The following is an 11,564-nucleotide window of genomic DNA, read 5'->3' on the forward strand; positions in this document are numbered from 1 at the left end:
GACCGTTGCCGATGTTCTCCCTCGGCTCTTCGAGCGCGCGTATCCTTGATCGTGGGCGGGCTTCACCAAGAGGAGTGGGGGATTGGCGACCACATCACGGAAGTCCCGTGCCCGCGATATGGCCAACTGGATCGACGACCGCTTCCGGCCCGCCGCCGGGCTGCGCCGGCAGCTGCTGAACAAGGTGTTCCCGAACCACTGGTCGTTCCTGCTCGGCGAGATCGCGCTGTACAGCTTCATCGTGCTGCTGCTGTCCGGCGTGTACCTCGCGATCTTCTTCGACCCGTCGATGACCGAGGTCACCTACAACGGCTCGTTCGTGAACATGCGCGGCCTGAGCATGTCCAAGGCGTACGAGTCCGCGCTGAACATCTCGTTCGACGTGCGCGGCGGGTTGTTCGTGCGCCAGGTGCACCACTGGTCGGCGCTGCTGTTCATGGCCTCGACGGTGCTGCACCTGTTGCGGGTGTTCTTCACCGGCGCGTTCCGGCGGCCACGCGAGACCAACTGGGTGATCGGCGTGGTGATCTTCGCGGTCGCCTGCGTCGAGGGCCTGTTCGGCTACTCGCTGCCCGACGACCTGCTGTCCGGCGGCGGCCTGCGGGTCACCTCCGGGCTGATCCTGTCGATCCCGGTGATCGGCACGTGGGCCCACGGCCTGCTGTTCGGCGGCGAGTTCCCCGGCACCGACACGCTTCCACGACTCTACGGTCTGCACGTGCTGCTGATACCGGCGATCCTGCTGGCGCTGATCGGCATCCACGTTGGACTGGTCTGGTACCAGAAGCACACCCAGTTCCCGGCGCCGAAACGCAAGGAGACCAACGTCATCGGCGTGCGGATGACGCCGTACTTCGCCATGAAGGCCGGTTCGATGATGGTGATCGTGACCGCCGTCTGCGCGTTCATGGGCGGGCTGTTCCAGATCAACCCGATCTGGAACTTCGGGCCGTTCAGCCCCGCGCAGATCTCCGCGGGAACGGTGCCCGACTGGTACATGGCGTGGACCGACGGGCTGCTCCGGCTGTGGCCCGCCTGGGAGATCTACCTTGGGAACTACACGATCCCCGCGGCGTTCTTCCCGTTCATGCTGGGGTTGCCGCTGTTGACAGTGGTGGCCGCGGTGTACCCGTGGATCGAGTCGAGGTTCACCCGCGACTACGCGCACCACGAGCTGTTGCAGCGACCCCGGGATGTCCCGGTGCGGACCTCGTTGGGCGCCATGGCGGTCACGTACTTCATGGTCGCGTTGCTGGCCGCGGGCAACGACGTCATCGCCGAGAAGTTCCACATCTCGTTGAACGCCACCACCTGGATGGGCCGGATCGGGCTGCTGTTGTTGCCACCCATCGTGTACGCCATCACCTACCGGATCTGCCTCGGGCTGCAGCGGGCCGACCGGGAGGTGCTGGAGCACGGTATCGAGACCGGCATCATCGTCCGGCTGCCCCACGGTGAGTTCATCGAGCTGCACCAGCCGCTGGCCGGCCGCGAGCTGACCTACCAGGGCGCGGCGGTGCCCAAGAAGATGAACAAGGTCGGCGCGGCCGGAAAACCACGGCCCGGCTCCCTGCTGACCCCCGACTGACCGGCCGCTGGATCCCGGTGATCGTCGGCGGCAAGGGGCCGCCGTGGCCGTGCCGTTCGTTCTACGTGCGACTCCGGGATCTCACCGACCTTGATCAGGTGGAGCTTTTCCCGGCTCGGGGGGCGCCCCGAGCCGGGTGGCCACGACCTCGCGCAAACCGTCGGCCAGCGCGATCCGCGGCCGCCATCCGGTGACCGCCGGGAAGGCCGAACAATCGGGCGCGCAACTGTGGAAATCACCCGAATCCGCATAGTCCGGCGGAGCTACGGAGACGACTGGGACCGGTGGCTCCCCGGACCGCGCGGCGGTGATGGCGGCGATGGTGGAGAACACGCCGCCGAGGCGTTCCGGACGACCGGTGCCGATCGCCCATGACCGCCCAGCCAGGGTGTCGGCGCAGGTCAGGGCCACAGCGAAGGCACGCGCCACATCGGTCACATGCACCAGGTCGCGGGCCACCGACCCGTCGTGCCACATGGTGAGGCGCTCGCCCGCGGCGGCTTTCCCGGCCATTGCCGAAATCACGCCCCGGCCGGTGGAGCCGGACACCGGGCTGCGCCCGTAAACCGTCGGCAGCCGAAGTGAGAACGCTTTTTCGTGCGACCGGAGGAGCATTTCCTCGGCGTCGAGTTTCTGCCGCACATATCCGGCGTGGATTCGATGCGCACACGATGCCTGCAATGTGCTCGCGAAAATGACCACGCCGGGTGGCCGGTCATGTTCGACGAGTTCTCGAATGACGCCGACGCCCAGACGTTGGGAAAGGTCTGTTGCCGAGCGCCATGATTGTTCGCCGCTGATGTGCGCGGCGAGATGCAGCACGATGTCCGCGCCTTCAACGGCGGTAGCGACGGATCCAGGTTCGGACAGGTCCACTTGGCGGACGTCGATTCCGCTCAAAGCGAAACCGGCCGACCGTGAAACGGCGCGGACACGCACCGGCGAACGGGCCAGCTCGGCCACGACCGCCGATCCCACGAACCCCGACGCACCGAGTACCGCCACCACCGGGAGCACCCGGTCAGGATAGCCGGAGGGGCTATCCTTGACGCCCGATGTCAAGACTGGAGGCCGACCGGTGAACAAGCTGGTCAGACCGCACGACACGGCGACCGAGACGCACACCGCGATCGCCCGTCAGCTGCTGGCGGACGCGACCGCGCGGCTGCTCGACCCCCTCGGCACGCTGTTCGACCCGGCGATCATCGAGCCGCTCCGGCGGCAGCTGCGCGGTGACTCGGAAATGTGGGCCGCCCAGGTGACCGGCCCGGATGAGCGGCTGGCCGGGGTGACCGCCCGGCGAATCATCGCCGCCATTTACTCCGATGGCGGTATCTTCGCCCCGCCGCGGGGCTGGTGGCAAAGCCCGTTCGGCGCATTGGTGGCCCGCCGGTTCGGCCATCCGACCGCCGATGTCGTTTCCCTGTCGGTGGCGAGTGCTATGCTGGGAATCACCCGGCAGGGTGCCCATGATCTGCTCAAACGCGGAAAATTGCGGCGTGACGGCGAGGATGGCGGAATACTCGTCAGCTCCGTCCAGGACCGTTTGAGCGTGCCCGTTTCCCCCAGGTGACATTCACGTCACAGGCGTTGTTCGCGCTCAGCGGACGCCCGGGGAGGCCGGAATATCGCCGGGGCTTACTACATTGGTTATGGATGGATCGCCCAAGCATCCCGTCCGGTGGCGACACCGGCGTGAGGCGCAGTCGAGGGTGTTGTTGTAGGGAGTGCAGATGTTCGAGAGGTTCACCGACCGCGCGCGGCGGGTGGTCGTCCTGGCCCAGGAAGAGGCCCGGATGCTCAACCACAACTACATCGGCACCGAGCACGTCCTGCTCGGGCTGGTGCACGAGGGCGAGGGTGTCGCGGCCAAGGCGCTGGAGTCCATGGGGATCTCGCTGGACGGCGTCCGCCGCCAGGTCGAGGAGATCCTCGGCCAGGGCCAGCACACGCCCAGCGGCAACAACCACTTCACCCCGCGGGCCAAGAAGGTGCTGGAGCTGTCGCTGCGCGAGGCGCTGCAGCTCGGCCACAACTACATCGGCACCGAGCACATCCTGCTGGGCCTCATCCGCGAGGGCGACGGCGTCGCCGCGCAGGTGCTGATCAAGCTCGGCGCCGACCTCAAGCGGGTCCGCCAGCAGGTGCTGCAGCTGCTGTCCGGATACGAGAAGGAGCCGGCCCAGGAAGGCCGCTCCGAGGGCACGACGGCGGGCTCGGCCGTGCTCGACCAGTTCGGCCGCAACCTGACCCAGGCCGCCCGCGAGGGCGCGCTCGACCCGGTGATCGGGCGGTCCAAGGAGATCGAGCGGGTCATGCAGGTGCTGTCCCGCCGTACCAAGAACAACCCGGTCCTGATCGGCGAGCCCGGTGTGGGCAAGACCGCCGCCGTCGAGGGGCTGGCCCAGCTGATCGTGCGCGGCGACGTGCCCGAGACGCTGCGCGACAAGCAGCTGTACACGCTCGACCTGGGGTCGCTCGTGGCCGGCTCGCGCTACCGCGGTGACTTCGAGGAGCGCCTGAAGAAGGTGCTCAAGGAGATCAAGACCCGCGGCGACATCATCCTGTTCATCGACGAGATCCACACGCTGGTGGGCGCGGGTGCCGCCGAGGGCGCGATCGACGCCGCGTCGATCCTCAAGCCGATGCTGGCCCGTGGTGAGCTGCAGACCATCGGCGCGACCACGCTGGACGAGTACCGCAAGCACATCGAGAAGGACGCCGCGCTGGAGCGCCGTTTCCAGCCGATCCAGGTGGGCGAACCCAGCCGCGAGCACACCATCGAGATCCTCCGCGGCCTGCGCGACCGGTACGAGGCGCACCACCGGGTGACCATCACGGACGCGGCACTGGTCGCCGCGGCCACCTTGGCCGACCGGTACATCAACGACCGGTTCCTGCCGGACAAGGCGATCGACCTGATCGACGAGGCGGGCGCGCGTACCCGGATCCGCCGGATGACCGCGCCGCCGGAGCTGCGCGAGCTGGACGAGCGGATCGCCGACGTGCGGCGGCAGAAGGAGTCCGCGATCGACGCGCAGGACTTCGAGGGCGCCGCGCGGCTGCGTGACTCGGAGAAGAACCTGCGGGGCGAGAAGTCCCAGCGCGAGCAGGCCTGGAAGGACGGCGACCTGGACGTCGTCGCCGAGGTCGACGAGGAGCAGATCGCCGAGGTTCTGGCGCACTGGACGGGTATCCCGGTCTTCAAGCTGACCGAGGAGGAGACCACCCGCCTGCTGCGCATGGAGGACGAGCTGCACAAGCGGATCATCGGCCAGGAAGAGGCGGTCAAGGCCGTCTCCAAGGCGATCCGCCGTACTCGTGCCGGCCTGAAGGACCCCAAGCGGCCCAGCGGTTCGTTCATCTTCGCCGGCCCGTCGGGCGTCGGTAAGACCGAGCTGTCCAAGGCGCTGGCGAACTTCCTGTTCGGTGACGACGACGCGCTCATCCAGATCGACATGGGCGAGTTCCACGACCGCTACACCGCCTCGCGGCTGTTCGGCTCGCCGCCCGGGTACGTCGGTTACGAGGAGGGCGGCCAGCTGACCGAGAAGGTCCGGCGCAAGCCGTTCTCGGTGGTGCTGTTCGACGAGATCGAGAAGGCGCACCAGGACATCTACAACACGCTGTTGCAGGTGCTCGAGGACGGTCGCCTGACCGACGGTCAGGGTCGCACGGTCGACTTCAAGAACACGGTCATCATCTTCACGTCCAACCTGGGCACCGCGGACATCTCCAAGCCGGTGTCCCTGGGCTTCGGTGGCGGCGCCGATGGCGCGAGCAACTACGAGAAGATGAAGCAGAAGGTCAATGACGAGCTGAAGAAGCACTTCCGCCCGGAGTTCCTCAACCGCATCGACGACATCATCGTGTTCCACCAGCTGACCCGCGACGAGATCATCCGGATGGTCGACCTGATGGTGACCCGCGTGGAGACCCAACTGCGGAACAAGGACATGGCGATCGAGCTGACCGCGAAGGCCAAGTCGCTGCTGGCCCAGCGTGGTTTCGACCCCGTGCTCGGTGCGCGGCCGTTGCGCCGCACCATCCAGCGCGAGATCGAGGACCAATTGAGCGAGAAGATCCTGTTCGGCGAGCTCGAGCCCGGCCAGATCGTCATCGTGGACGTGGACGGCTGGGACGGCGAGGGCACGGCCGACGACCGGGCGCACTTCGTGTTCCGCGGTGCGGCCAAGCGGCCCCAGGTGCCGGACGCGATCCCGGCCGACATCGTCGTCCAGGGTGACGCGTGACGCCTGGTCGCGCCGGGCGACCGAACTCCTGATCGCCGACCGGGCAACAGACCCGGCGACCCCGCTGCGGCAGTGCACCCTGCCCAGCGGGGCGCCGCTGTATGTGAAGGACGAGTCGGTCCGGCCGACCGGCAGCGTGAAGCACGGATTCGCGCGAAGCCTGTTCCTCGACGGGGTGTCCCGCGGCGTGATCCGCGCGGACACCCCGCTCGTCGATGCCACCAGCGGCAACATGGCGGTGGCCGAGGCGTACTTCGCGCGGCTGCTGGGTTTGCCGTTCACCGCGGTGGTTCCGGGGAAGACCTCAGCCGTCAAACGCGCTCGCATCGAGGAGCAGGGCGGCGCCTGCTGTCCCGTCGACCCGCCGCTTGCTGTTTACGAGCGGGCGGAGCGGCTCGCGGCCGACATGGACGGGCACTACCTGGACTGCCTGACCGCGATCGGCCCGGCGGTGGACGCCTGTCCCCCGTCGCTGGCCGACGAGATCCTCGCGGACATCAAGCCGGACTGGGTCGTCACCGGTGTGGGCACCGGCGCGACGTCCCGGTCGCTGGGACGGCAGCTGTCCACGCACATCGCCGTCGCCGATCCGGAGAACTCCGCCTACTTCCCGGGCTGGACAACGGACTGCGCCGAGTACGCCACCGGGATGCCTTCGCGCATCGAGGGAATCGGCCGGCCCCGGATGGAACCGGCGTTCGATCCGGATGTCGTCGACCTCGTCATCCCCGTGCCGGACGCCACGAGCGTCGCCGCGATGCGCTGGTTGAGCGGCGTCGGGTTCGCATTCGGCCCATCGACCGGTGCCGCGTTCTGGGGCGCGCTGCACCTGGTGCACCGGGGCGGGCCGGTCGTGGTGATCGCCGCCGACGCGGCCGCACCCTACGAGACCTCGTACTACGACGACTCCTGGGTCGCCGCCAAGGGCTGGGACCTCACGGCGGCCTTGGCGGACCTCGGAAACCGGCTGCGATAGGCACCCAACCGATCGCCGGTATGCCGGGTATATACGAGTATGGACAGCGTGTCCCACCGCGCGCCCGGCCAGGCCGAGGCGTTCGCGACGTGGGTGGGGGAACATGTGGCCGCGATGGCGCGGCTGGTCGCGCGGCTCGCACCGGAGCTGGAGCGCGACGACATCGTGCAGGAGTCGCTCACCCGCGCGTGGCTCAAACGACATCAGTACGACGGCCGTCGCGGCACGCCCTCGGTGTGGCTGCTGGCGATCACCGCGGACCAGGTCCGCAAGGCGCGGGCCCGATCCCGGCCCCACCTGTCCATTGTGGATGATGCCCCGGCCGGGGGCGGGACTCCTGACGACTCGCTGGATCTGCGGCGCGCGCTGGCGCAGTTGTCCGAACGGCAACGACTCGCGGTGGACTGCGTGTACTTCGCCGGGTTGTCCGTCGCCGAGACCGCGGCCGTCATGGGCTGCGCCGAGGGAACGGTCAAGTCCACGCTGGCCGACGCGCGGGCCAAGTTGCGCGTACTCCTGGAGGTGGCCGAATGACCGACCCGATCGACCTGCTGCTGCGCGACGCCGGTGAGGAGTGGCGCGCCACGCAACCCCAACCGCCGCGGCCCGACACTTCGCGCTGGCCGCCCGCTCGCCGCACTACTCGCCTGGCCCCGCTGATCGCGGCCGCCTCGGTCGTGGCTTTGGCGGCCGCGGCGGTCGTTGTCCTGACGCGGTCCGATGGCCCGGGCTCTCCGGCCAACGGCTCCGGGATGGGCGGGCCACCGAACCCTGGTACCGGCGACACGACGATCCCGCGTGCGGCGGAGGGTGTCGTCGGCATGGAAGGTCTCATCGTGCACGACGGGGACCTCGTGGAGGCGTCCGGGCAGGTCGAGACCAGGCCCGGCAAGCCCGTGCTGTTCTGTGAGCCCATACCAGTGGCCGACGTCGGCTACGCGCCGGGCCAGCGGCCATCCTGCATCGGCCTTCCGGTCACCGGCGTGGATCTGGACAAGCTGGCCGACCCGGCGGCGGACGGCGACATCCGGACCGGAATGGCGCGGTTGCGGGGAATCTGGCGGTCCGGCACGTTCACCGTCACCCAGCAGCTTCCGTACGTCCGCGAGCCGGTGAAACCACCCGTCAACGCCCAGGTGCCCTGCGCCACTCCCCCAGGTGGCTGGCAGCCCAAGGACACTGGTCCGCCGCTCGGTGACACGCTGCAGAACTACGTCAACAACGTGCATCCGGATCAGTTCAAACACCCTTGGACGGCCTACCCGTACGGCGGCCCGCCCGACGGCCGGACCGAGAACTGGAACAGCACCAGCGTCCTGGTGGTCGAGGTGGTCAAGGGCGACGTCGACGAGGCCCGCCGGGAACTGGAGAAACGCTATCCGGGCAATCTCTGCGTCATCTCGAGTCCGGGGCAGCAGAGCATCGCCGACTACAACAAGGTCAAGGACATCGCCGGCCAGCAGGTCAGGGACCTGGCCATGGACCAGTCCAACGGCGTCTACGGCTCGTCCATCGACATCAGCACCAACACCATCAACGTGCGGCTGAAGATGCTCACCCCGCAGCTGTACGAGAGGCTCAAGGCGATCCCCGGCCTCCACCTGGAGCCCTGGTTCGTCCCAGTGAACTAGGTCCACAAAGGACCATCGCTGGAGGGCACCGCATGACCGGGTCCCACGAGGCACCGCCCGGTGCAGTGCGAAGCTCCGCCAGACGGTTGGCAGCTCGAGGAAACCGACCGTGAGGACCTCCGCGACTACGTCTACAACACCCATCCGGACCAGTTCAAGGAACCGTGGGTCGCCTACCCGTACCCATTCCCCGCGGACGGCAGAACGGAGAACTGGAACAGCACCAGCGTCCTGGTGGTCGAGGTGGTCAAGGGCGACGTCGACGAAGCGCGGCGGGAACTGCAGAAACGCTTCCCGGGCAACCTGTGCGTTCACGCCAGTGCACTAAGTGGACTGTCTATAGTGGATCAGCCCAGTCCCTGTGCGTCTAGGCACGAGACCGTGGCGGGCGGGGCCTTGTGCTCGATGCGGTCGATGAGGCGGTAACCGACCGCCTCGTCGGCCGTGAACCACTTCGGTGGGTCCCAGTCGCGCTCGATCTCCGCAGGCGGCCGGCCGGTGTTCTCCGCGAGAATCGTGGCCAGGTCCCGGCTGCAGTTCGCGAACATCTCGGCCATCCTCAGTGTGGACGGTCGGCGACGCCTCGCTACGTCGCCGTAGCAACGCGTTGGCGACCGGACAAGCCAGACCTATGGCCCTGACAGTGCAACCGTAGGCGGCTTGCCGGCCCTGCACGCTCCGTGAACCTTGCCGTAACCTGGCGGAGTGGAACCCCAGTGGCTCACCGAACACGAACAGGCGGCCTGGCTGGGGCTCGCCTCCGTGCTGACCGCCCTGCCCCGGGAGCTGGACGCCAAGCTGCGCCGGGACGCCAACCTGAGCCACTTCGAGTACATCACGATGGCGATGCTGTCGCAGACCGAGGACCACACGCTGACCATGTCGCGGCTGGCCACGATCACCGGGGCGACCCTGTCCCGACTGTCGCATGTGGTCTCCCGGCTGGAGAAGCGCGGGTGGGTCCGGCGCGAGGCCAGCAGCTCCGACGCCCGCTCCACGCACGCGATCCTCACCGAGGAGGGCTACGCCAAGGTCGTCGAGGTCGCCCCGAGCCACGTCTCGCATGTGCGCTCGCTGGTGATCGACGCGCTGACCGAGGCTCAGCTCGGTCAGCTCCAGCGAATCACCGAACGGATCAACGCCCGCCTTGGGTGAGATTTCCCAGCCATCGGGAATATGGCCCAGAGACCGGGCCATTTCCTTTCAGACGAGCGAATCCCAGACCTCGTTCACCAGGTCGGCCACCCGCTGCGGTTCATTGCTGATGTCACCGGTGGGCCGGATCTCAACGGTCAGCGCGTCGCCGCTGCGCAGGCAGCTGGTGGTGTGCACGGAGTTCAGCGTGGGCGCCTGGCCCGCGGGGGTCGGGTCGTTGTGGATCACGCAGGACACCTCGGAGAACTGTTCCTCCTCCTCGGGCGCGTGCACCAGGCCCAATGTGTTCGGGTCCTGGTATTGCACGAACTGCGGGTTCTCCGCGGGCGCGCGGACCACGAGCACACTGATCTGGTTGCGCAGATCCTTGTCGGCATAGGCGCGCACGATCGCGCCGGCGCCGCCATTCGACTTCGACAGTCGTTTGGAACTCTGGTCATCCCATGATTTGACGCGGGCGACGTTCGCCGCGCCGGACGCACCGGTTTTGTTCAGCTCGACCTGATCGAACGGCACGAACTCGGCGATCCGCGACGGCAGCGAGACCGACTTCGGGTCGGCGCGATTGCTCCCTCCCCCGCCGCTCTCCAGCCAGAGTCCTCCCACGATCAACGCCCCGACAACCAGACCTATGACTCCGGCGACCGTCAACAAGCCCCAAGGGGGGCGGGGACCCGCAGGTGCGGAATGGGCGGGTTCGGCACTCAGCCGAGTCGGTCGCGTCATGCGCGAGATATTAGTGTCATCAATGGGCCGCCACGCCAGAGGCATGCGCCAAGTATGTTGAAATCGCGCCCTTACGTAACCCCGTTCTGGCGGGTGATTACCGAACTCGGGGTGCGTCCGGAAATATGTTGCCCGTCCGGCAATCCGCTCCCGACTCGGCCGGACCAGCGAGGACAGGTATCGGGCGGCGGAAAACGATCAAGGTGGCCCCCGGCGCGGCCGCGCAGGCCACCGGGAAACTCCGCAGAGCCTTCGCACACACTTCCGCCCAAAAGTGCAGCGACCTACCGGCCGGAAATGTACCGCCCCGAGCGGCTCTTTCACCGTTGAATACAAGGCGAACCACCCAAGCCGCGAGAAACTCCGCACCGTTCCGACGGGGCCGCTAAAATCGTCTAGACCAATCGCGATGCCGGAGTTCTCGCCGTTCCCGGCTAACGCGCGACAGCACACCAGTACGGACAAGCGGACCGTAGTGGTCTGAACCTCCAGGCCGCATTGTCCGGCCCGGCAATTCCCCCTTTGTGCCACCATGGACGCGCTCTCCCGCGCCGGGTTCGGCCACGACCGACAGACACCGGCGGATCACACCGGTGCGACGTAGAGCCACTCCCCGCCCTCGCGGACGAACCTGCTGTTCTCGTGGAGTTCACCCATCTGGCCGTTGACCCGGTACCGCGCACGGAACTCGACCATCCCGGCGCGGTGCAGCGGGCCACCGGCCGTTTTGTCCAGAATCTCCAGATCCACCCAGCGCAGTCCCGGCTCGAAGTCCACACTGCGCGGCCGGGCCGTCGAATGCCACGTCCGCAACAGGTACGCCTCGTCCTGGACGGCGAACGCGCTGAACCTCGACCGCATCAACGCTTCCGCGGTCCCGGCCACCCCGTCACCGCGATGGAACACCCCACAGCACTCCCCGTATGTGAGCCCTGTCCCACACGGACACCGCTTGCCACTGTCCACCGAACCATTGTGCTCGACCGTGGAAAGCCTCGTGGACCGGCCCCGCCGCGACCGGCCCACGAGAAGGGGCGCCTAGGAGCGCAGGCTGCGCGGACGCATGTCGGTCCAGACCTCGTCCACGTAGTCGGTGCACTCCTGCTTGGTACCCCGCTTACCCACCGCGTGCCAGCCGGCTGGGATCGCCAGATCGGCCAGCCACAGTGAATACTGGTCCTCATCGTTGCGCAGGACCTGGTATTCGGCGTTCTCGTCCATTGTGTACGTCCCTC

The 11,564-nt window shown here is 67.8% G+C and carries 12 protein-coding genes; 7 read left to right on the forward strand and 5 right to left on the reverse strand.

Going from position 1 to position 11,564, the window contains the following annotated elements; all coding sequences use genetic code 11:
• The first annotated feature begins 118 nt into the window (after positions 1-118).
• Positions 119-1,588 carry a cytochrome bc complex cytochrome b subunit gene (locus AB0J95_RS18300; protein WP_364758807.1) on the forward strand — a complete coding sequence of 490 codons (1,470 nt, stop codon included), beginning with the start codon at positions 119-121 and terminating at the stop codon, positions 1,586-1,588.
• An 81-nt stretch (positions 1,589-1,669) separates the two neighbouring features.
• Here AB0J95_RS18300 and AB0J95_RS18305 read toward each other — a convergent pair whose 3' ends face one another.
• The gene (locus AB0J95_RS18305; protein ID WP_364758810.1) at positions 1,670-2,605 is read right to left on the reverse strand and encodes an NAD-dependent epimerase/dehydratase family protein; all 936 of its coding nucleotides are present in this window, start codon (positions 2,603-2,605) and stop codon (positions 1,670-1,672) included.
• Positions 2,606-2,666: 61 nt separating this feature from the next.
• Here AB0J95_RS18305 and AB0J95_RS18310 point away from each other — a divergent pair, with 61 nt between their 5' ends.
• The 5 genes from AB0J95_RS18310 (at position 2,667) to AB0J95_RS18330 (ending at position 8,448) form a co-directional block, all read left to right on the forward strand.
• Positions 2,667-3,161 (forward strand): hypothetical protein, encoded by a 495-nt coding sequence (locus AB0J95_RS18310; RefSeq protein ID WP_364758476.1) that lies wholly within the window; start codon positions 2,667-2,669, stop codon positions 3,159-3,161.
• Between the two features lie 160 nt (positions 3,162-3,321).
• The gene (locus tag AB0J95_RS18315) at positions 3,322-5,841 is read left to right on the forward strand and encodes an ATP-dependent Clp protease ATP-binding subunit (protein WP_364758478.1); all 2,520 of its coding nucleotides are present in this window, start codon (positions 3,322-3,324) and stop codon (positions 5,839-5,841) included.
• Positions 5,831-6,817: a pyridoxal-phosphate dependent enzyme gene (locus tag AB0J95_RS18320; protein ID WP_364758480.1), complete on the forward strand. Its 987-nt coding sequence runs from the start codon at positions 5,831-5,833 to the stop codon at positions 6,815-6,817. The genes AB0J95_RS18315 and AB0J95_RS18320 overlap by 11 nt, the downstream gene beginning before the upstream one ends.
• Before the next feature lie 39 nt (positions 6,818-6,856).
• Positions 6,857-7,351 carry an RNA polymerase sigma factor gene (locus tag AB0J95_RS18325; RefSeq protein ID WP_364758483.1) on the forward strand — a complete coding sequence of 165 codons (495 nt, stop codon included), beginning with the start codon at positions 6,857-6,859 and terminating at the stop codon, positions 7,349-7,351.
• Positions 7,348-8,448, forward strand: a complete 1,101-nt coding sequence (locus AB0J95_RS18330; RefSeq protein WP_364758485.1) for a hypothetical protein — start codon at positions 7,348-7,350, stop codon at positions 8,446-8,448. The genes AB0J95_RS18325 and AB0J95_RS18330 overlap by 4 nt, the downstream gene beginning before the upstream one ends.
• 347 nt (positions 8,449-8,795) lie before the next feature.
• Here the strand turns inward: AB0J95_RS18330 and AB0J95_RS18335 are convergent, their stop codons facing one another.
• Complete coding sequence (locus AB0J95_RS18335) at positions 8,796-9,005, reverse strand: ATP-dependent Clp protease proteolytic subunit (protein ID WP_364758488.1); 210 nt, start codon at positions 9,003-9,005, stop codon at positions 8,796-8,798.
• A gap of 148 nt (positions 9,006-9,153) precedes the next feature.
• Between AB0J95_RS18335 and AB0J95_RS18340 the strand changes: the two genes are divergently transcribed.
• The gene (locus AB0J95_RS18340; protein ID WP_364758491.1) at positions 9,154-9,603 is read left to right on the forward strand and encodes a MarR family transcriptional regulator; all 450 of its coding nucleotides are present in this window, start codon (positions 9,154-9,156) and stop codon (positions 9,601-9,603) included.
• A gap of 48 nt (positions 9,604-9,651) precedes the next feature.
• Here the strand turns inward: AB0J95_RS18340 and AB0J95_RS18345 are convergent, their stop codons facing one another.
• The 3 genes from AB0J95_RS18345 to AB0J95_RS18355 all read right to left on the reverse strand — a co-directional run bounded on the left by AB0J95_RS18345 (position 9,652) and on the right by AB0J95_RS18355 (position 11,550).
• Positions 9,652-10,209: a hypothetical protein gene (locus tag AB0J95_RS18345; protein ID WP_364758494.1), complete on the reverse strand. Its 558-nt coding sequence runs from the start codon at positions 10,207-10,209 to the stop codon at positions 9,652-9,654.
• Between the two features lie 705 nt (positions 10,210-10,914).
• Entirely contained in the window at positions 10,915-11,295 is a 381-nt protein-coding gene (locus AB0J95_RS18350) for a YchJ family metal-binding protein (RefSeq protein ID WP_364758497.1), read from the reverse strand.
• Positions 11,296-11,367: 72 nt separating this feature from the next.
• Positions 11,368-11,550: an MbtH family NRPS accessory protein gene (locus AB0J95_RS18355; protein ID WP_364758500.1), complete on the reverse strand. Its 183-nt coding sequence runs from the start codon at positions 11,548-11,550 to the stop codon at positions 11,368-11,370.
• Positions 11,551-11,564 lie beyond the last annotated feature (14 nt).

Source organism: Actinocrispum sp. NPDC049592 (assembly GCF_040675465.1).
Classification (GTDB): domain Bacteria; phylum Actinomycetota; class Actinomycetes; order Mycobacteriales; family Pseudonocardiaceae; genus Kibdelosporangium.